21 protein-coding genes are annotated in these 20,890 nt (G+C 57.2%); all 21 read right to left on the bottom strand.

What is annotated here, in order from left to right; all coding sequences use genetic code 11:
• Nucleotides 1-40: 40 nt before the first annotated feature.
• Entirely contained in the window at nt 41-1,873 is a 1,833-nt protein-coding gene (gene glmS / locus PspS34_RS28130; protein WP_154860845.1) for a glutamine--fructose-6-phosphate transaminase (isomerizing), read from the bottom strand.
• Nucleotide 1,874: 1 nt separating this feature from the next.
• Nucleotides 1,875-2,651: a DeoR family transcriptional regulator gene (locus PspS34_RS28135; RefSeq protein WP_008018362.1), complete on the bottom strand. Its 777-nt coding sequence runs from the start codon at nt 2,649-2,651 to the stop codon at nt 1,875-1,877.
• A 215-nt stretch (nt 2,652-2,866) separates the two neighbouring features.
• Nucleotides 2,867-4,234 carry a bifunctional UDP-N-acetylglucosamine diphosphorylase/glucosamine-1-phosphate N-acetyltransferase GlmU gene (gene glmU, locus PspS34_RS28140; protein ID WP_150812673.1) on the bottom strand — a complete coding sequence of 456 codons (1,368 nt, stop codon included), beginning with the start codon at nt 4,232-4,234 and terminating at the stop codon, nt 2,867-2,869.
• A gap of 113 nt (nt 4,235-4,347) precedes the next feature.
• On the bottom strand, nt 4,348-4,773 hold the full coding sequence (locus PspS34_RS28145; protein ID WP_007969909.1) for a F0F1 ATP synthase subunit epsilon: 426 nt from the start codon (nt 4,771-4,773) through the stop codon (nt 4,348-4,350).
• Nucleotides 4,774-4,818: 45 nt separating this feature from the next.
• Entirely contained in the window at nt 4,819-6,198 is a 1,380-nt protein-coding gene (atpD, locus tag PspS34_RS28150) for a F0F1 ATP synthase subunit beta (protein WP_008002330.1), read from the bottom strand.
• A gap of 27 nt (nt 6,199-6,225) precedes the next feature.
• Nucleotides 6,226-7,086 carry a F0F1 ATP synthase subunit gamma gene (gene atpG / locus PspS34_RS28155; RefSeq protein WP_008045673.1) on the bottom strand — a complete coding sequence of 287 codons (861 nt, stop codon included), beginning with the start codon at nt 7,084-7,086 and terminating at the stop codon, nt 6,226-6,228.
• Between the two features lie 50 nt (nt 7,087-7,136).
• Entirely contained in the window at nt 7,137-8,681 is a 1,545-nt protein-coding gene (gene atpA, locus PspS34_RS28160) for a F0F1 ATP synthase subunit alpha (RefSeq protein WP_030132553.1), read from the bottom strand.
• A 21-nt stretch (nt 8,682-8,702) separates the two neighbouring features.
• Nucleotides 8,703-9,239, bottom strand: a complete 537-nt coding sequence (locus PspS34_RS28165; RefSeq protein WP_154860844.1) for a F0F1 ATP synthase subunit delta — start codon at nt 9,237-9,239, stop codon at nt 8,703-8,705.
• Nucleotides 9,240-9,251: 12 nt separating this feature from the next.
• Nucleotides 9,252-9,722 (bottom strand): F0F1 ATP synthase subunit B, encoded by a 471-nt coding sequence (locus tag PspS34_RS28170; RefSeq protein WP_008045681.1) that lies wholly within the window; start codon nt 9,720-9,722, stop codon nt 9,252-9,254.
• Nucleotides 9,723-9,780: 58 nt separating this feature from the next.
• Nucleotides 9,781-10,038 (bottom strand): F0F1 ATP synthase subunit C, encoded by a 258-nt coding sequence (gene atpE, locus PspS34_RS28175; protein WP_003097235.1) that lies wholly within the window; start codon nt 10,036-10,038, stop codon nt 9,781-9,783.
• 133 nt (nt 10,039-10,171) lie between these two features.
• Nucleotides 10,172-11,041, bottom strand: coding sequence for a F0F1 ATP synthase subunit A (gene atpB, locus PspS34_RS28180; protein WP_057712662.1), 870 nt, complete (start codon nt 11,039-11,041; stop codon nt 10,172-10,174).
• Nucleotides 11,042-11,057: 16 nt separating this feature from the next.
• On the bottom strand, nt 11,058-11,465 hold the full coding sequence (locus PspS34_RS28185; protein ID WP_057712661.1) for a F0F1 ATP synthase subunit I: 408 nt from the start codon (nt 11,463-11,465) through the stop codon (nt 11,058-11,060).
• 148 nt (nt 11,466-11,613) lie between these two features.
• Nucleotides 11,614-12,486: a ParB/RepB/Spo0J family partition protein gene (locus PspS34_RS28190; protein ID WP_057712660.1), complete on the bottom strand. Its 873-nt coding sequence runs from the start codon at nt 12,484-12,486 to the stop codon at nt 11,614-11,616.
• Between the two features lie 9 nt (nt 12,487-12,495).
• Nucleotides 12,496-13,293, bottom strand: coding sequence for a ParA family protein (locus PspS34_RS28195; protein WP_046038783.1), 798 nt, complete (start codon nt 13,291-13,293; stop codon nt 12,496-12,498).
• 18 nt (nt 13,294-13,311) lie between these two features.
• On the bottom strand, nt 13,312-13,956 hold the full coding sequence (gene rsmG, locus PspS34_RS28200; protein WP_150812672.1) for a 16S rRNA (guanine(527)-N(7))-methyltransferase RsmG: 645 nt from the start codon (nt 13,954-13,956) through the stop codon (nt 13,312-13,314).
• Nucleotides 13,953-15,851: a tRNA uridine-5-carboxymethylaminomethyl(34) synthesis enzyme MnmG gene (gene mnmG, locus PspS34_RS28205; protein ID WP_150812671.1), complete on the bottom strand. Its 1,899-nt coding sequence runs from the start codon at nt 15,849-15,851 to the stop codon at nt 13,953-13,955. Before mnmG ends, rsmG begins: the two co-directional genes overlap by 4 nt.
• A 550-nt stretch (nt 15,852-16,401) precedes the next feature.
• Entirely contained in the window at nt 16,402-17,772 is a 1,371-nt protein-coding gene (mnmE, locus tag PspS34_RS28210; protein WP_057712657.1) for a tRNA uridine-5-carboxymethylaminomethyl(34) synthesis GTPase MnmE, read from the bottom strand.
• 79 nt (nt 17,773-17,851) lie between these two features.
• A complete protein-coding gene (gene yidC, locus PspS34_RS28215) occupies nt 17,852-19,531 on the bottom strand; it encodes a membrane protein insertase YidC (protein ID WP_057712656.1) in 1,680 nt (559 codons plus the stop codon).
• A 2-nt stretch (nt 19,532-19,533) separates the two neighbouring features.
• Nucleotides 19,534-19,779: a membrane protein insertion efficiency factor YidD gene (gene yidD / locus PspS34_RS28220; RefSeq protein ID WP_010207715.1), complete on the bottom strand. Its 246-nt coding sequence runs from the start codon at nt 19,777-19,779 to the stop codon at nt 19,534-19,536.
• Nucleotides 19,772-20,173 carry a ribonuclease P protein component gene (gene rnpA / locus PspS34_RS28225; protein ID WP_056727027.1) on the bottom strand — a complete coding sequence of 134 codons (402 nt, stop codon included), beginning with the start codon at nt 20,171-20,173 and terminating at the stop codon, nt 19,772-19,774. The genes yidD and rnpA overlap by 8 nt, the downstream gene beginning before the upstream one ends.
• 16 nt (nt 20,174-20,189) lie before the next feature.
• Nucleotides 20,190-20,324 carry a 50S ribosomal protein L34 gene (rpmH, locus tag PspS34_RS28230; RefSeq protein ID WP_003213577.1) on the bottom strand — a complete coding sequence of 45 codons (135 nt, stop codon included), beginning with the start codon at nt 20,322-20,324 and terminating at the stop codon, nt 20,190-20,192.
• Nucleotides 20,325-20,890: the final 566 nt, after the last annotated feature.

Raw genomic sequence — 20,890 nt, forward strand, 5'->3', positions numbered from 1 at the left:
GAAAAACCCCCTGAGAAGGGGGTTTTTCACCTGTGGATACTTATTCCACAGTGACCGACTTCGCCAGGTTGCGCGGCTGGTCAACGTCGGTGCCCTTGAGTACGGCAACGTAGTACGACAGCAGTTGCAGCGGGATGGTGTAGAGAATCGGCGACAGGATGTCGTGGATGTGCGGCATGTGCACAACGTGAGTGCCTTCACCGTTGGTCATGCCGGCCTTCTCGTCAGCGAAGACGATCAACTGGCCACCGCGGGCGCGGACTTCCTGCAGGTTGGACTTCAGCTTCTCCAGCAGTTCGTTGTTCGGCGCCACGGTCACTACTGGCATGTCGTTATCCACAAGCGCCAACGGGCCGTGTTTCAGCTCGCCGGCCGGATAGGCTTCAGCGTGGATGTAGGAGATTTCCTTGAGCTTGAGTGCCCCTTCCATCGCCACCGGGAACTGCGCGCCACGGCCGAGGAACAGCGTGTGGTGTTTCTCGGCGAACAGCTCGGAGATTTTTTCCACGGTGCCGTCCATGGCCAGCGCCTCGCCCAGACGGGTCGGCAAACGACGCAACTCTTCGACCAACGTCGCTTCGACACCTTTGGCCAAGGTGCCACGAACCTGGCCCAGGGAAAGTGTCAGCAACAGCAGGCCAACCAATTGCGTGGTGAAGGCTTTGGTCGAAGCCACACCGATTTCGCGACCGGCCTGGGTCAACAGGGTCAGATCGGATTCGCGCACCAGCGAGCTGATGCCGACGTTGCAGATCGCCAGGCTGGCGAGGTAACCCAGTTCCTTGGCGTTGCGCAGCGCGGCCAAGGTATCGGCTGTCTCACCGGACTGGGAAATGGTCACGAACAAGGTGTCCGCCTGCACCACCACCTTGCGGTAGCGGAATTCGCTGGCGACTTCGACCTGGCACGGAATGCCGGCCAGCTCTTCGAGCCAGTAACGCGCGACCATGCCTGCGTGGTAGCTGGTGCCACACGCGACGATCTGTACGTTACGCACTTTGGCGAACAGTTCGGCCGCCTGTGGGCCGAATGCCTGTACCAGGACTTGGTTCTGGCTCAGGCGACCTTCCAGGGTGCGCTGCACCACGGACGGTTGCTCGTGGATTTCCTTGAGCATGAAGTGGCGGAACTCGCCCTTTTCAGCGGCTTCGGCGCCGTCGCGATACTGCACGGCTTCGCGCTCGACAGCCTTGCCGTCAACGTCCCAGATCTGCACGCTGTCGCGGCGGATTTCGGCGATATCGCCTTCTTCGAGGTACATGAAACGGTCGGTGACCTGACGCAGGGCCAACTGGTCGGACGCCAGGAAGTTTTCCCCCAGGCCCAGGCCGATCACCAGCGGGCTGCCGCTGCGGGCTGCAACCAGGCGATCCGGTTGCTGAGCGCTGATCACTGCCAGGCCGTAAGCACCGTGCAACTCTTTGACAGTTGCCTTGAGGGCCACGGTCAGGTCGCTCAGATCCTTGAGCTTGTGGTTCAGCAGGTGAGCGATGACTTCGGTGTCGGTGTCCGAGGTGAACACATAACCCAGGGCCTTGAGTTGTTCACGCAGGGCTTCGTGGTTTTCGATGATGCCGTTATGCACCACCGCCAGGTCGCCGGAAAAATGCGGGTGGGCATTGCGCTCGCACGGCGCACCGTGAGTAGCCCAGCGGGTGTGGGCAATGCCCAGACGCCCGAGCAGCGGCTCGGCGGCCAACGCCTGCTCCAGCTCACTGACCTTGCCCGGACGACGCAGGCGCTCGAGTTTTTCGTCGTTGGTGTAGACCGCAACGCCGGCACTGTCATACCCGCGGTATTCCAGACGCTTCAAGCCTTCGACGAGGATGGCGGTGATGTTACGTTCTGCGACTGCGCCGACAATTCCACACATGCTATTTCTCCTGACTGACAGCCGCGCATATCAATGTGATGCCGCGGGCCTGAATCTGATCGCGAGCCTCAAGTGGCAGGCGTTCATCGGTAATAAGGGTATGGACGCTGCTCCAGGGCAGCTCCAGGTTTGGAATCTTGCGACCGATCTTGTCGGCCTCCACCATCACGACCACTTCGCGGGCGACTTCGGCCATGACCCGGCTCAGCCCGAGCAGTTCGTTGAAGGTGGTTGTACCGCGAACCAGATCGATGCCATCGGCGCCGATAAACAGCTGGTCGAAATCGTAGGAGCGTAGTACCTGCTCGGCAACCTGCCCCTGAAAGGACTCGGAATGCGGATCCCAGGTACCACCGGTCATCAACAGCACCGGTTCGTGCTCAAGTTCGCTCAGGGCATTGGCGACATGCAGCGAGTTGGTCATCACCACCAGGCCGGGTTGCTGTCCGAGTTCCGGGATCATGGAGGCGGTGGTACTGCCACTGTCGATAATGATCCGAGCATGCTCGCGAATCCGCGCGACGGCGGCACGGGCGATGGCTTGCTTGTACTTGGAAACCGGCTGACCAAGATCGGCGACCAGTTCCTGAGGCATGGTGATCGCCCCACCGTAACGACGCAGCAATAGGCCATTGCTTTCAAGCGCCGCCAGATCCTTGCGAATCGTAACTTCCGACGTTTCGAAACGCTTGGCCAACTCATCCACACTGACTTCGCCCTGCTCATTGAGCAAGGCGAGGATGTTGTGACGGCGCTGAGGTGTGTTGCGCTTCGACATAAGCTGGTAAGTTTCGTTTCGAAAGATAACGGAAGCAATCAAAACCTATCAGCGAAACTTCGTCAAGCACCATGCGATAAAAAGAGCTGTGGATAACCTGTAGGAGCGAGCTTGCTCGCGATGGACGTGAACGATGATGCATTCTTTCTGGAAAAATGCGCCGCTCTCGAATTCATCGCGAGCAAGCTCGCTCCTACAAGGGAGTTGTGGATAACTCAGCCCTTCTTGATCTTCTCCGGCCGCTTCCAGCCGTCGATGTTCTTCTGGCGAGCACGCCCAATCGCCAACTGGGATTTATCCACAGTCGAAGTAATGGTCGAACCGGCCGCCGTGGTCGCGCCGGACAGGATATCCACAGGCGCTACCAACGAGTTGTTGGAACCAATGAACACATCTTCGCCCAACACGGTTTTCCACTTGTTGGCGCCGTCGTAGTTGCAGGTGATGGTGCCGGCCCCAATGTTGGTGCGCGCCCCGACTTCGGCATCGCCCAGGTAAGTCAGGTGACCGGCCTTGGCACCTTCGCCCAGGTGAGCGTTTTTCAATTCGACGAAGTTACCCACATGGGCTCGCGCTTCCAGCACGGTACCTGGACGCAGACGCGCAAACGGGCCGGCGTCGCTGCCTTCACCCAGAATGGCACCTTCGATATGGCTGTTGGCCTTGATGACCACACCTTTGCGCAGGGTGCTGTCCTTGATCACACAGTTCGGGCCGATCACCACGTCGTCTTCAATGACCACCTTGCCTTCGAGGATCACGTTGATGTCGATCAGCACATCGCGGCCTACGGTTACGTCTCCGCGCACATCGAATCGTGCCGGGTCGCGCAGCGTCACGCCTTGAGCCATCAAGCGACGACCGGCGCGCAATTGATAATGCCGTTCAAGTTCGGAAAGCTGCTTGCGGTCGTTGGCGCCCTGCACTTCCATGGCGTCGTGCGGATGCTCGGTGGCCACCACCAGACCATCGCTCACGGCCATGGCAATGATGTCGGTCAGGTAGTACTCGCCCTGGGCGTTGTTATTGGAAAGTCGGCTCATCCAGTCGCCGAGACGGGCAAAAGGCAGCGCCAGAATGCCGGTATTGCCTTCGGTGATCTTGCGTTCGGCTTCGTTGGCATCTTTCTGTTCGACGATGGCCGTCACTTTACCTGCGTCATCACGAACGATGCGGCCGTAACCGGTCGGGTCATCCAGTTCGACGGTCAGCAAGCCCAATTGCTGCGGCCCCACCTTCTTGAGCAGGCGCTGCAGGGTGTCGACCTCGATCAACGGCACATCGCCGTAGAGCACCAGCACGGTGTCGGCCTGAATGAACGGCACGGCTTGAGCAACGGCGTGGCCGGTACCCAACTGTTTATCCTGCAGGACGAAGTTCAGGTCATCCGCCGCCAGGCGTTCGCGCACCGCATCGGCACCATGACCGATCACGACGTGAATGCGCTGTGGATCAAGTTGCCGGGCACTGTGGATAACATGGCCGAGCATGGAGTTGCCAGCAATCGGGTGCAAAACTTTCGGCAAAGCAGAACGCATACGCGTGCCTTGGCCAGCAGCGAGAATAACGATTTCAAGAGACATGACTGGCTACCAATCCTGGGTGGTCAGCGGCTGCGACCGGGTTGTAAAAATCGGAAAAGAAAAAAGGGTAGCCGAGGCTACCCTTTTTAATCAATCACACAACAAGTGCAGCCTTAGTGGCCGAACTTCTTGCGGATCTGCTGGACGGTGCGCAGCTGAGCTGCAGCCTCGGCCAGACGTGCGGCAGCAGAACCGTAATCGAATTCTGCGCCACGTTCATGCAAGGCCTTCTCGGCTGCCTTAACGGCTTCCTGAGCGGAGGCTTCATCCAGGTCGGCAGCACGTTGCACGGTGTCGGCAAGAACCTTGACCATGTTCGGCTGAACCTCGAGGAAACCACCGGAGATGTAATACACCTCCTCTTCCCCGCCCTGCTTGACCAGGCGGATCGGACCTGGCTTCAGATTAGTGATCAGCGGCGCGTGACCCAGAGCGATACCAAGATCACCCAGTGCACCGTGCGCAATCACCATCTCGACCAGACCGGAAAAGATTTCTCCTTCCGCGCTGACGATATCGCAATGGACTGTCATAGCCATCTGATTGCCTCAACCTAAATTAGCGCCCGTTGCCGGGCGCCGGGATTACAGTTTCTTGGCTTTCTCGATCGCTTCTTCGATGCCGCCAACCATGTAGAACGCTTGTTCTGGCAGGTGGTCGTAGTCACCGTTGAGGATGCCTTTGAAGCCAGCAATGGTGTCTTTCAGGGAAACGTATTTACCCGATGCACCGGTGAAGACTTCAGCCACGAAGAACGGCTGCGACAAGAAGCGCTGGATCTTACGAGCACGGTTTACCAACTGCTTGTCGGCTTCCGACAGCTCGTCCATACCCAGGATCGCAATGATGTCCTTCAGTTCTTTGTAACGCTGCAGAACGTACTGAACGCCGCGAGCGGTGTCGTAGTGGTCCTGGCCGATTACGTTCGGGTCCAGCTGGCGCGAAGTCGAGTCGAGTGGATCGACCGCTGGGTAGATACCCAGGGAAGCGATGTCACGGGACAGAACGACGGTAGCGTCCAAGTGGGCGAAGGTGGTCGCTGGCGACGGGTCGGTCAAGTCATCCGCAGGTACGTATACCGCTTGGATCGAAGTGATCGAACCTTCCTTGGTCGAAGTGATACGTTCTTGCAGAACGCCCATCTCTTCAGCCAGGGTCGGCTGGTAACCTACTGCCGAAGGCATACGGCCCAGCAGTGCGGATACTTCAGTACCGGCCAGGGTGTAACGGTAGATGTTGTCGACGAACAGCAGAACGTCGTTACCTTCGTCACGGAACTTCTCGGCCATGGTCAGGCCGGTCAGTGCTACGCGCAGACGGTTACCCGGCGGCTCGTTCATCTGACCGTAAACCAGTGCCACTTTGTCCAGAACGTTGGAGTCCTTCATCTCGTGGTAGAAGTCGTTACCCTCACGAGTACGCTCACCCACACCGGCGAACACGGAATAACCGCTGTGCTCGATGGCGATGTTACGGATCAGTTCCATCATGTTTACGGTTTTGCCTACACCGGCACCACCGAACAGACCGACTTTACCGCCTTTGGCGAACGGGCAAACCAGGTCGATAACCTTGATGCCGGTTTCCAGCAGGTCGTTGCCGCCTGCTTGTTCAGCGAACGAAGGCGCTGGACGGTGAATGCCCCAACGCTCTTCAGTGGCGATAGGGCCAGCTTCGTCGATCGGGTTGCCCAGAACGTCCATGATCCGGCCCAGAGTCGCTTTACCGACCGGTACGGAGATGGCTGCGCCAGAGTCGGTAACTTCCAGACCGCGCTTCAGGCCTTCGGTGGAACCCATCGCAATGGTACGAACCACGCCGTCGCCCAGCTGCTGCTGAACTTCCAGAGTGGTCCCGGCCGCGCTTTGTACTGTCAGCGCGTTGTAGATGCTCGGTACGCTGTCGCGTGGAAATTCCACGTCGATAACGGCGCCGATGATTTGAACGATACGTCCGCTACTCATAGCTGGATCCTCTGAATATTTGAACCGTTAAACCGCGGCAGCGCCGCCGACGATTTCCGAGATCTCTTGGGTGATCGCAGCCTGACGCGCCTTGTTGTAGACCAGCTGCAAATCGCTGATCAAATCACCGGCGTTGTCGGTAGCGTTCTTCATCGCGATCATCCGCGCAGCTTGTTCAGCCGCGTTGTTCTCGACCACCGCCTGGTAGACCTGCGACTCCACGTAACGGACCATCAAGCCGTCGAGCAGCTCCTTGGCATCCGGTTCGTAGAGATAGTCCCAGTGGTGCTTGAGGTCTTGATCCGGGGTTGCCACCAATGGAATCAACTGCTCCACGGTAGGCTGTTGCGTCATGGTGTTGATGAACTTGTTGGACACCACGGACAGGCGGTCAATACGGCCGTCCAGGTAGGCATCCAGCATCACCTTGACGCTGCCGATCAGATCATTGATCGACGGCTCTTCACCCAGGTGGCTGATAGCTGCAACGACGTTACCGCCGAAGTTGCGGAAAAAGGCCGCACCCTTGCTACCAACGACACACAGATCGATCTCGACGCCGTTTTCGCGGTTTACCGCCATGTCCTTGACCAGGGCCTTGAACAGGTTGGTGTTCAAGCCGCCGCACAGACCACGGTCACTGCTCACTACGACATAACCAACACGCTTGATTTCGCGGTCGATCATGAACGGGTGGCGGTATTCCGGGTTGGCGTTGGCCAGATGCCCAATTACCTGGCGGATACGCTCCGCATAAGGACGGCTAGCAGCCATGCGCATTTGTGCCTTGCGCATTTTGCTGACCGCCACTTTTTCCATGGCGCTGGTAATCTTTTGCGTGCTTTTGATGCTCGCAATCTTACTGCGAATCTCTTTTGCGCCTGCCATGTAACACCTATCAGGTTAGCAAGCGGGAGCCTTGCGGCTCCCGCTGCGGCTTACCAGGTTTGGGTGGCCTTGAACTTCTCGATACCGGCTTTCATGCCAGCGTCGATTTCGTCATTGAAGTCACCTTTCACGTTGATCTTCGCCATCAAATCGGCGTGATCGCGGTTGAAGAAAGCAATCAGCGCTTGCTCGAAGCTGCCGATCTTGGCGATTTCAACGTCAGTCAGGAACCCACGCTCAGCGGCATACAGCGACAGCGCCATGTCAGCGATCGACATTGGTGCGTATTGCTTCTGCTTCATCAGCTCGGTAACGCGCTGACCATGCTCAAGTTGCTTACGGGTCGCTTCGTCCAGGTCAGAAGCGAACTGGGCGAATGCCGCCAGTTCACGGTACTGAGCCAGAGCGGTACGGATACCACCGGACAGCTTCTTGATGATCTTGGTCTGAGCGGCACCACCCACACGGGATACCGAAACACCGGCGTTCACTGCAGGACGGATGCCCGAGTTGAACATGGCCGATTCCAGGAAGATCTGACCGTCGGTGATGGAAATCACGTTGGTCGGAACGAACGCGGAAACGTCGCCAGCCTGGGTTTCGATGATCGGCAGTGCGGTCAGGGAACCGGTTTTGCCGGTCACTGCGCCGTTGGTGAACTTCTCTACGTATTCTTCCGAAACGCGGGATGCGCGCTCCAGCAGACGGGAGTGGAGATAGAACACGTCGCCTGGGTAAGCTTCACGGCCTGGTGGACGGCGCAGCAGCAGGGAAATCTGGCGGTAAGCCACTGCTTGCTTGGACAGATCGTCATAAACGATCAGCGCGTCTTCACCGCGGTCGCGGAAGAATTCACCCATGGTGCAACCGGAGTACGGTGCCAGGAATTGCAGCGCAGGAGATTCCGAAGCACTGGCAGCCACGATGATCGTGTTGGCCAGGGCGCCGTTTTCTTCCAGCTTGCGAACCACGTTGGCGATGGTCGATTGTTTCTGACCGATTGCTACGTAGACGCAGAAAATGCCGCTGTTCTTCTGGTTGATGATCGCGTCGATCGCCAGAGCGGTTTTACCGATCTGACGGTCACCGATGATCAGCTCACGCTGGCCACGGCCGACAGGGATCATGGCATCGACAGCCTTGTAGCCAGTCTGTACAGGCTGGTCTACCGACTTACGCCAGATCACGCCTGGAGCAACTTTCTCGACCGCGTCGGTCTCGGTGTTGCCCAGTGGACCTTTGCCGTCAACAGGGTTACCCAGTGCGTCGACTACGCGACCCAGCAGTTCCTTACCAACCGGAACTTCCAGGATGCGGCCAGTGCACTTGGCGCTCATGCCTTCAGCCAGAGACTGGTATGCGCCCAATACAACGGCACCTACGGAGTCTTGCTCCAGGTTGAGGGCCATACCGAAGACGCCGCCCGGAAACTCGATCATCTCGCCGTACATTACGTCGGCCAGACCGTGAATCCGCACGATACCGTCAGATACGCTGACGACAGTGCCTTCGTTACGGGCTTGGGAGGTCACATCGAGCTTGTCGATGCGGCCCTTGATAATTTCACTTATTTCGGAAGGATTGAGTTGCTGCATTGCTCTGCTGCCCCTTCAAACTCAAGATTTCAATGCTTCGGCAAGTTTCGCGATTTTGCCGCGAATCGAGCCATCGATAACCAGGTCGCCGGCGCGGATGACGACACCACCAATAAGGGCAGCGTCCTCCGCAACTTGCAGGCGCACTTCCCGGTTGAGTCGTGCACTGAGAACCTTGGCGAGTTTGTCTTGCTGTTCTTGGTTCAATGCAAAAGCACTGGTGACTTCAACGTCTACCGACTTCTCTTGTTCGGCCTTGTACAGGTCGAACAGAGCGGAGATCTCCGGCAACAGCGGGAGACGGTCGTTTTCGGCAACGACATGGATGAAGTTCTGTGCCTTGGCATCAAACTTGTCGCCGCACACGTCAATAAACGTGGCGGCCTTTTCTGCGCTCGTCAGTCGCGGGGCCTTGAGCACGCGCTGCATGGTGTCGTCTTCCGACACCGCTGCAGCCAGGCCGAGCATGGCTGACCAATTGGCCAGTTGCTGGTGGGCCTGAGCGTGCTCGAAGGCCGCCTTAGCGTAAGGTCGGGCCAACGTGGTCAGTTCTGCCATGATCGCCCTCGCTTAGATTTCAGCAGCCAGTTGGTTAACCAGCTCTGCGTGCGCGTTTTGATCGATTGTGGCACCCAGGATCTTCTCGGCGCCGCCGACTGCCAGCAAGCCCACTTGGGCACGCAGCGCGTCTTTGACACTGTTCAGTTCCTGTTCGATCTCGGCCTGAGCCTGAACCTTCACACGGTCAGCGTCGACACGGGCCTTTTCAACAGCCTCTTCGACAATCTGGTTACCGCGTTTCTTGGCTTGCTCGATGATTTCAGCTGCCTGAGCTTTCGCTTCGCGCAGTTGGTGACCCGCTTTTTCTTGGGCCAACTCCAGGTCGCGAGCTGCACGGCTGGCAGCGTCCAGACCATCAGCGATCTTCTTTTGACGTTCGTGCAGTGCCGCAATGACCGGAGGCCATACGAACTTCATGCAGAACAGTACAAAAATCAGGAACGCAACGGACTGGCCAATCAGGGTCGCATTAATGTTCACGCCAACACCTCGCAGTTACGTTGTCCATCACACCAAATTACCCGGAAGATCCGAGTAATTAGCCAGCGATTTGACCAACGAACGGGTTCGCAAAGGTGAAGAACAGAGCGATACCAACACCGATCATGGTTACGGCGTCGAGCAGACCGGCAACGATGAACATTTTAACTTGCAGCATTGGAACCATTTCTGGCTGACGCGCTGCGCCTTCCAGGAACTTGCCGCCCAGCAGGCCGAAACCAATTGCGGTACCCAGTGCGCCCAGGCCGATCAACAGTGCAACAGCGATAGCGGTTAGACCAACTACAGTTTCCATCTTTCCTCCCGACTTTTACGTCGTATGGTTTAGGTTTTTTAGATTAAAGCGGTAAAACAAATCGTTTCAGATGCCCCGTAAGGAGCACCTTCCCGTTTTACCGGGAAGGACATCAGACTAGTCGAGACTGGCCTTAATGGTTTTCTTCGTGCGCCATCGACAGGTAGACGATGGTCAACATCATGAAGATGAACGCCTGCAGGGTGATGATCAGGATGTGGAACACAGCCCACGCCCACTGCAGAACAACGCCCAGGCCACTAAGCCAGAGCAGACCGCTGCCGAACATCACAGCAATCAGAATGAAGACCAGCTCGCCGGCGTACATGTTGCCGAACAGACGCAGAGCCAGGGAGATCGGCTTGGCGATCAGGGTCACGAATTCCAGCAGGAAGTTCACCGGAATCAGCAGGGCCTGAACGAAGATGTTCTTGCTGCCGAACGGGTGCAGGGTCAGCTCGCCGATGAAGCCGCCGAGGCCCTTGATCTTGATGCTGTAGAAAATGATCAGCGCGAACACCGTGAAGGCCATGGCCAGAGTCGCGTTCGGGTCGGTGGTCGACACGGCGCGGAACGGGATGTGGGCATCGCCGGAGATCAGGATGGCCAGCTGAGGAATCCAGTCGACCGGTACCAGGTCGACGGCGTTCATCAGGAACACCCAGACGAAGATGGTCAGTGCCAGCGGTGCAATCACCGGGCTACGGCCATGGAAGCTGTCTTTCACGCTGCCATCGACGAATTCGACCAATACTTCAACGAAGTTCTGCAAAGCACCAGGCTGACCGGAAGTCGCTTTCTTGGCCGCCATGCGGAAAAGAAGAACGAAGATCAGACCCAATGCGACCGACCAGCCGAGAGTATCGACGTGGAAAGCCCAGAAGCCCATTTCTTTGGCTTCTGCTGCGGTGTGGGCAAAGCCCCAGCCGCCGGTAGGGTGCTGACCGAAGGTCAGGTTCTGCAAGTGGTGCTGGATATAGCCCGAAGCGGTTGTTTCTGCCATGGTTGCCTCAAACGCCCTAAGGTCTCGAAAGTCTTGTTCTCATCAGCAGGGGAGCGAACCAGCTGACCGACTGAGTCAGCACGAAGGCACCGAATACTGCAATCGGCGCCAGTGGCTTCACACCTGCAAACACCAGTGCAAACAGCACTGCCGTCAAAATCAGTTTGCCTGCCTCGCCGGCATAAAAAGACCGGACGATGGACTGGGCTGCTCGGGCGCCGGAAAACCGAAATGCCCTGTGAGCGAAATAAATATTGGGTAGCAAGGCTATCAGGCCTCCGCAGAGTCCCGAGTACCCGGCAACGACTCCATATCGGTACCAGAGCGCCAAAGCGGCGATCAGCAACACGACAAATTGAGCCATTAACACCGGAAAAACTGCCAGGCGATGGAAGGGCAGGCGGTTTGGCGTGCGGGTTTCCATCACTTTTACTCCCCAATGGTCGGCTGCCGAAATTCAATAACTTGGCATAATTTGTGCCGACAAAATGCGCGCAGAGTATAGGGGCGGTTCTGCCCCTATTCAACTGTCAGGTAGTGATTTCCGACTGCGCGCTACATGAGGAAATGTTTCAGCGGATATGTGCAAGTACGCCTTGAAGCTCATCCAGTGAGTTGTAGCCAATCACCAACTGCCCTTTACCCTTCTTACCGTGGCGGATCTGCACCGCAGAGCCTAGGCGCTCGGCCAGACGCTGTTCGAGACGGGCAATATCCGGGTCCGGTTTTGCCGCTTCCACAGGCTCCGGTTTACCACTCAACCACTGGCGAACCAGTGCCTCGGTTTGGCGCACGGTCAGCCCGCGTGCGACAACATGTCGCGCCCCTTCAACCTGTTGAATTTCCGGCAAACCGAGCAAAGCACGGGCATGACCCATTTCCAGGTCGCCGTGGGACAACATGGTCTTGATGACTTCCGGCAAGGAAATCAGGCGCAACAGGTTGGCCACTGTCACCCGGGACTTGCCCACAGCCTCGGCCACCTGTTGCTGGGTCAGCTGGAACTCCTGCTGCAACCGCTGCAGGGCCACCGCTTCTTCAATCGGGTTCAGGTCTTCGCGCTGAATGTTCTCGATCAGCGCGATGGCGATCGCGGTTTCATCGGGTACATCGCGAACCATTGCCGGGATGGTTTCCTGCCCGGCTTGCTGGCTGGCGCGCCAGCGGCGTTCGCCGGCAATGATTTCAAAGCGGCCGCTGCCGATCGGGCGAACCACGATGGGCTGCATGACGCCCTGGGCCTTGATCGATTGCGCCAGCTCTTCGAGCGCCTGCGGATCCATGTCACGACGCGGCTGGTACTTGCCGCGCTGGAGCAGATCCAGGGGGAGATGTTGCAGCTCACGCTGATCGGCTTGCGCCGCTTGTTCTTCCAGCGAGCTGACAGTCGGACCACTCAACAGAGCATCCAGTCCACGTCCGAGACCTCGTTTCTTGACGGCCATGGGGATTCCTTAAGTTGCCTGAGCAGCGGCGATGCGTGAGTTTTTGCGTTGACGACGAACCATTTCGCCCGCCAATGCCAGGTAGGCAACGGCGCCTCGCGAAGCTTTGTCGTACGCCAGCGCCGGCATGCCGTAGCTTGGCGCTTCGGCCAGACGGATATTGCGCGGTATGACGGTGTCGTAGAGCTGCTCGCCGAAGTGTTCCTTGAGCTGCGCCGAGACATCGTTCATCAGGCTCAGGCGTGGGTCGTACATCGTACGCAGCAGGCCTTCGACCTTGAGGTTCGGGTTCAGCAGTTCAGAGATACGCTTGATGTTATCCACAAGGTCGCTCAAGCCTTCGAGTGCGAAGTACTCGCACTGCATGGGGATAATGACCCCGTCAGCGGCGACCAGTGCGTTCAAGGTCAGCATCGACAGCGACGGCGGGCAGTCGATCAGGATGTAATCGTAGTTTTCCCGGATCGGCGCCAGCGCGCTGCGCAGACGGCTTTCCTTCATCTGCATTTCCAGCAGCACCACTTCGGCCGCGGTGAGATCGCGGTTGGCCGGCAACAGCTGGTAACCACCGTGTTCGGAGAAGTGCATGGCCTGGGCCAGATCACATTCTCCGATCAGCAGGTCGTAGACCGAGTTTTCCAGGCCATGTTTATCCACACCGCTACCCATGGTGGCGTTGCCCTGTGGATCAAGATCGATCAACAGCACCCGGCGCTTGGTCGCGACCAGGGATGCTGCGAGGTTGATGCAGGTGGTGGTTTTGCCCACGCCACCCTTTTGGTTCGCAATCGCGAATACCTTAGCCATTCTTGCTTGTGTTCCCAATCATGCCGTGCGGCGCAGTATCAGCAGATGGCGTTGGCCTTGGCAACCAGGTACGGCCAGGGCGTGTTCGCTATCGAGGTGGAAGTCTGCCGGCAATGCTACCAGCTCATCGGCCGGATGAACGCCCTTCATTGCCAGCCAGCGTGTTTCGCTATCGCCGAGGTGGCGCGTCCAGTTGCTGAAGTTCTCCATGCTGCTGAACGCCCGGGAAATGATTCCGTTGAAGGGCTGTACAGGCTGGAAGGCTTCGACGCGACTGTGGATAACTTGCAGGTTATCCAGTTTGAGTTCGAGTTTGACCTGGGTCAGGAAGCGGGTTTTCTTGCCGTTGCTGTCCAGGCAGGTCACCTGGGACTCGGGAAACAGGATCGCCAGCGGAATGCCCGGCATACCACCGCCGCTGCCAACGTCCAGCCACCGGCCGTTTTCGACGAACGACATCACGCTCAAACTATCGAGCAAGTGGCGGGAGACCATCTCGTCCGGATCGCGTACCGCGGTCAGGTTGTAAGCCTTGTTCCATTTTATCAACAGGGCCAGATAACCCAGCAGTTGCGCGTGCTGGGTTTCTGTCAGCGTGACACCGAGCTGGCGAGCACCTGTGGATAACTCTTCTGCGTGTTGCGAGGTGACCAACGAACTCAAGCGCTTTGCTCCAACTGACGGCCCGCGCCGCGTTTTTTCAAATGAATCATCAACAGCGAAATGGCTGCCGGCGTAACGCCCGGTATGCGCGAGGCCTGGCCCAAGGTTTCTGGACGGGTCGTGCCGAGCTTGCTCTGGATCTCCTTGGAGAGACCGGAAATATTCGTGTAATCGATATCCACAGGCAATTTGGTGTCCTCGCTGGCTCGCAGGCGGGCGATTTCATCCTGTTGACGATCAATGTAGCCGGCGTATTTGGTCTTGATCTCGACCTGCTCGGCAACCTGTGGATCTTCCGCGCCCCCACCGGTCACGGCGATGAGACCAGCGTAGTCGATTTCCGGACGGCTCAAGAGGTTGAGCAGGTTGTATTCGTGAGTCAGTGGCGTGCCGAATTTTTCGGCAATGGCATCGCCCTGTTCGGTACCCGGGCGTACCCAGGTACTTTTCAGGCGCTGCTCTTCCAGTTCGATGCTTTCGCGTTTTTTGCAGAAAGCCGCCCAGCGCACGTCATCCACCAGACCCAGTTCGCGACCTTTTTCGGTCAAGCGCAGGTCGGCGTTGTCTTCGCGCAGGATCAAGCGATATTCGGCACGTGAGGTGAACATCCGGTACGGCTCTTGGGTACCGAGGGTTATCAGGTCGTCGACCAACACGCCGATATAGGCCTCGTCGCGACGCGGGCACCAGGCCTCTTTGCCTTGCGCACGCAGTGCAGCGTTGGTCCCGGCGAGCAAACCCTGGGCACCGGCTTCTTCGTAACCGGTTGTGCCGTTGATTTGCCCGGCGAAGAACAAGCCGCCGATGACTTTGGTTTCCAGGCTGTATTTCAAATCCCGTGGATCGAAGTAGTCGTACTCGATCGCGTAGCCCGGACGCACGATGTGCGCGTTTTCCATGCCGCGGATCGATTGCACGATCTGCAATTGCACGTCGAACGGCAAGCTTGTGGATATCCCGTTCGGATACAGCTCATGGGTGGTCAAACCTTCCGGTTCGATAAACACCTGATGGCTTTCCTTGTCGGCGAAGCGATGGATCTTGTCTTCGATCGACGGGCAATAACGTGGGCCGATCCCTTCGATCTCACCGGCAGCGGAATACATCGGCGAACGGTCGAGGTTCGCGGCAATGATTTCGTGGGTGCGCGCATTCGTGTGGGTAATCCAGCAGCTGACTTGCTTCGGATGCTGCTCTTTTGACCCCATGAACGACATCACCGGGATCGGCGTATCACCCGGTTGCTCGGACATCACCGAGAAATCCACAGACCGACCGTCGATACGTGGCGGAGTACCGGTTTTCAAACGACCCACGCGCAATGGCAGTTCACGCAGACGGTGAGCCAGCGCGATCGATGGCGGATCACCGGCGCGACCGCCGGAAAAATTCTGCAAACCGATGTGGATAAGTCCACCGAGGAACGTACCGGTGGTCAACACCACGGAATCAGCGAAGAAACGCAGGCCCATTTGGGTGACAACACCACGGACTTGTTCCTGCTCGACGATCAGATCGTCAGCGGCCTGTTGAAATATCCACAGGTTCGGCTGGTTCTCCAGGATTTCGCGGACAGCTGCCTTGTACAGAACCCGGTCTGCCTGCGCGCGGGTTGCTCGCACGGCCGGGCCTTTGCGGCTGTTCAACACGCGAAACTGGATACCGCCTTTATCGGTAGCCATGGCCATCGCGCCGCCAAGGGCGTCGATTTCCTTGACCAGGTGGCTTTTGCCGATCCCGCCAATGGCCGGATTGCAACTCATGGCACCGAGGGTTTCCACGTTATGCGTCAGCAATAGGGTTTTAACCCCCATACGTGCTGAGGCCAGTGCTGCCTCGGTACCGGCATGACCGCCGCCGATGACGATCACTTCAAAACGGGAAGGGAAATCCACCACGCACCTCGTGCCTGCTTAAGTAGGTAATTCAGGAATAGTTTGAGCTCAGGTTTTTGGACCTGGTCGACAAGTATAGGGACTTCGCCCTTCCTAAAGAACCCTTTGCACAAAATTTAACCAGCTGTGGAAAAGTCGGAGTTATAGAAATTAAAAAGAAAGAAATTTATTAAATCTTTGTTTTTATGTTTATTTCTATGCACCTACCTTTCTGTGGATAGATTGCTATAGCCCTTTATTTTCAATGTGTACAGAGATTCAAAACCCTGTGTTCATGTGCCAATGAGGCCCTTGGATAACCGGTTTAAGCCTGTGGATGAAAGGGGTGGTTATCCACAGAGGCGGTTATGTCCATTTTTCGAGCCCTGTTATCAACTGACCTTAGCCGTGGTTATTCACAGGGCTTAATCCACAGAAAAGTGCCGTTCGCTCGAAATTCGGGTGCAGGAATTCCGCTCAAGCAGACGACGTCCGCTCGGCACTGGAAGTTTTTTTCAGAAAAGGAGAGAACAGACAGGCACGAATGGCCTGTCTGTGAATAACAGGAGGGCTACTTACCGATACAGAAACTGGAAAAAATCCGCCCCAGCAGGTCATCGGAACTGAAAGCACCGGTGATTTCACCCAGCGACTGCTGAGCCTGGCGCAAATCCTCGGCCAACAACTCGCCAGCACCGGCCAGGGTCAATTGGGCACGGCCATGCTCGAGGGCCGCACTGGCATGACGTAGCGCCTCAAGGTGTCGCCGGCGAGCGCTGAAGCTGCTTTCGGACGTCTGTTCATAGCCCATGCAGGCCTTGAGGTGATCACGCAGCAGCTCCAGCCCGACACCACCCGACCTGGCGCTCAGGCTGATGGTGACATGGCCGTCCTGGCTGACCTCCAGCGCAATGGCTTCGCCCGTAAGGTCGGCTTTGTTGCGGATCAGGGTGACTTTCGCGGGATCGGGACGGATTTCGAGAAACTCCGGCCAGAGTGCGAAAGGATCGAGGGCTTCCGGTGCAGTGGCATCAACCACCAACAGTACCCGATCGGCTTCGCCGATAGCTTTCAAGGCACGCTCGACGCCGATTTTTTCCACATGATCATCGGTATCGCGCAGACCGGCGGTATCCACGACGTGCAACGGCATGCCATCGATGTGGATATGTTCGCGAAGCACGTCGCGGGTGGTGCCGGCAATTTCGGTCACGATCGCCGCTTCACGCCCGGCCAGGGCATTGAGCAGGCTGGATTTACCGGCATTCGGACGACCGGCAATGACCACGGTCATACCGTCACGCAGCAAGGCGCCCTGCCCGGCTTCGCGCATGACGGTGGATAACTCGTCGCGCACCTTGTCGAGCATGCTCAGGACGTGGCCATCGGCGAGGAAGTCGATTTCCTCTTCCGGAAAATCGATGGCCGCTTCGACATAGATGCGCAAGCCGATCAATTGCTCGGTGAGGTTATGCACACGTGACGAAAAAGCACCCTGCAGGGAGCGCAACGCGTTTCGCGCAGCCTGGGCAGAACTGGCTTCAATCAGGTCGGCAATGGCTTCGGCCTGGGCGAGGTCCAGTTTGTCATTGAGGAAGGCGCGCTCACTGAATTCCCCCGGCCGGGCGAGGCGGCAACCCAGTTCCAGGCAGCGCTTGAGCAACATATCCAGAACAATCGGACCGCCATGGCCTTGCAGCTCCAGCACATCTTCGCCTGTGAACGAGTTCGGGCCGGGGAAATACAGGGCAATGCCCTGGTCCAGCACCTCGTCGTTTTCACTGAAAAACGGACCGTAGTGGGCAAATCGCGGCTTGAGCTCGCGACCGCTGAAGGCCTTGGCCGCAACGCTGGCCAACGGCCCGGAAATACGCACGATGCCTACACCGCCGCGACCTTGAGCGGTGGCGACGGCTGCGATGGTTTCGCGAGGAACGCTCATAAACCGGTATCCAGACAAAAGTGACAGATAGCAAAACGCCCCACTAGGGGGCGTTTTGAGTGGTTATCCACAGTGTAAATCAGGCAGCTGCTTTAGCGGCCGCTTCGATTTTACGCGTGATGTACCACTGTTGTGCGATGGACAGCACGTTGTTTACAACCCAGTACAGCACCAGACCGGCCGGGAACCACAGGAAGAAGAAGGTGAAGATGATTGGCATCAGCTTCATCACCTTGGCCTGCATCGGATCCGGAGGAGTCGGGTTCAACTGCTGCTGGATGAACATGGTTGCGCCCATGATGATCGGCAGAATGAAGAACGGATCCTTGATCGACAGGTCAGTAATCCACAGCATGAACGGCGCCTGGCGCATTTCAACGCTTTCCAGCAGAACCCAGTACAGCGAGAGGAAAACCGGCATCTGCACGAGGATTGGCAAGCAACCACCCAGCGGATTGATCTTCTCTTTCTTGTACAGTTCCATCATGGCTTGCGACATTTTCTGCCGGTCATCGCCATGTTGCTCTTTCAGCGCGGCCAGTTTCGGTGCTACTGCACGCATGCGCGCCATGGATTTGTAGCTGGCAGCCGACAGCGGGAAGAAGATCCCTTTGATCAGCATGGTCAGGAAGATGATCGACCAGCCCCAGTTACCCACAATGGCGTGGATGTGTTGCAGCAACCAGAAGATCGGTTGGGCGATGAACCACAGAATGCCGTAGTCGACCGTCAGTTCCAGACCTGGGGACAACTCTTTCAGCACAGCCTGGCTTTTCGGACCGGCGTACAGAACAGCGCTGGTCTCGGCCTTGGCACCCGGCGCAACACTCATCGATGGGCCGGTGTAGCCGATGATGTAGTTGCCTTTGCTGTCTTTACGGGTCTGGACGACGTTGTTTTCGCCCTTGGCCGGAATCCATGCGGTCACGAAGTAGTGCTGCAACCAGGCAACCCAACCGCCTGTGACGGTTTCTTTCAGCGGCGCCTTGTCCATGTCCTTCATGGACACTTTCTTGTACGGCTCGGAACTTGTCCACAGGGCAGCGCCCAGGTAAGTCGCGGTGCCGGTAGCCGTAGTCGATGAAGGATCGGCGCTGGCGTCGCGCTTCAACTGGGCGAACATCGCACCATTCCAGGGCTGGGCGCTCTGGTTGTCGACCAGGTAGGAAACGGTTACGTCATACAGGCCGCGTTTCAGGGTGAAACGCTTGATGTAGTTGACGCCGTCTTTGCTGAACTTCAGGTCCACGACCAATTGGTCCTGACCGTCAGCCAGCTGATAAATCTTCTTCTCCGAGGAATAAACCGGACGACCGGCCGGATTTGCATCCGGACCGTTGGTGCCGATCAGACCGCTTTGCGCCAGATAAGTACGTTCGCCGCCGTTATCGAACAGCTGGAACGGAATTTCCGGGTGATCCTGACGACGCGGATACAGCGGCAGGGTCAACTGGGCAACATCGCCACCTTGTGGGTCGACAGCCAGGTCCAGTACATCCGTTTTGATCTGGATGAGGTCCTTGCTCACAGCCACCGGTGTTTCGGCAGGTGCGCTGGTGTCGCTTGCAGCACGTGGAATGTCGTCACTGGCAGAAGCGTTGGAGCCAGATGCCGTATCCGGCAGGCCCGATGCAGTCGTATTGGTGGCAACATTCTGAGTCGGCAGGGCAGCCTGGCCATAGTCCTGGTTCCATTTAAGAACCATAACGTAGGACACGATTGCCAGGGCGACGATCAGGATCGTGCGTTTGATATCCATGATTACTCGGCCATCGAAGAAGAACGGGAGGTAGGGATAGGTGGAACCGGGTCATAACCACCGGGATTCCACGGATGACAGCGACCTAAACGACGAAAGGTCAGCCAGCCACCGCGAAGAAGGCCATGATTTTCGATGGCTTCTAACGCGTAGCAGGAACAACTGGGGTAGAAACGACAGTGACTGGCCATCAGGGGACTAATGGCATAGCGATAAAACTGGATCGGAACGAGTGCCAGTTTACGCATCTGGACTGTCTACCCCTACAGTTTCGGTTTTGACTGCTGGTACTGGCGAACTGCGAGCCAGTCGTTTCCAGAGTTTGCCGAAATGCTGAATCAATTCGGGGTTTTCTACGTCGCCCAAACCTTTGCGCGCGACGATAACAATGTCCCAGCCGACCAGAGAATCCTGGTTCAGGCGAAACGATTCGCGCATCAGACGTTTGAGGCGATTGCGCTCGACGGAGAGCTTTACGCTCTTTTTCCCGATTACCAACCCGAGACGGGGGTGATCAAGATCGTTGTTGCGCGCAAGGAGCAGGAGATTTTTCCCCGGAACCTTGCCGGTAGGGGAGTCAAAGACTGCCTTGAATTGCCGGGGGGTAAGCAGACGCTTTTCCCGACTGAAGTCCTGACTCACCTCCAGTGCCGGATTATCAAACTGCCAGACGCGCACGACCTTTGGCGCGACGACGCGACAGGACGGCACGACCGTTCTTGGTAGCCATGCGAGCACGGAAACCGTGGGTACGAGCGCGTTTGATAGTGCTTGGTTGGAAAGTACGTTTCATTGTCGTGTTACCTGGTTCGTCCACAACGGGCCGGAATGGCCCCCGTTTTAAGAGACCGGGGATTCTAGAGAAAGCAAGCCTTCAGGTCAATTTCCAACCAACGTTTCCTTATAAATAGATCTCCAGAGGTTTTTCAGCACTTGCACCTTGCGTAGATATAAAAATAAGAAAGGAAAGTATTTAAAGCTTTTCTGTAAAGCTTATAAAAGCTAGGCTCGCCACCTTCTGTGGATAACTCGATTCAGCCCTTGTTTTACCTGCTGTACAGAGAATGACAACTACGGTGGAAAACAGTGTTCAGCCTGTGCTGCGCTGTCGGATAACCTGTGTGTGAAAGATCGCTTTATCCACAGGCCGGTTATCCACCGAGTTTCGCCCCCACTTGTGCAATGACCTTAACCCCGGTTATCCACAGAGCTTATGCACAGACCACTGGTCGCCTTTTTTGCGTATGAAACGGTGATTCTTCTTGGTCGATGAACCACCTTCGTGTGGATAAGTCGGCGTCTGGTCGCTACAATGGCCGCTTGTTTTTGCCTCACCGGCTTTCAACTTAGGGGATATCC

The organism is Pseudomonas sp. S34, from assembly GCF_009866745.1.
Lineage (GTDB): Bacteria > Pseudomonadota > Gammaproteobacteria > Pseudomonadales > Pseudomonadaceae > Aquipseudomonas > Aquipseudomonas jessenii.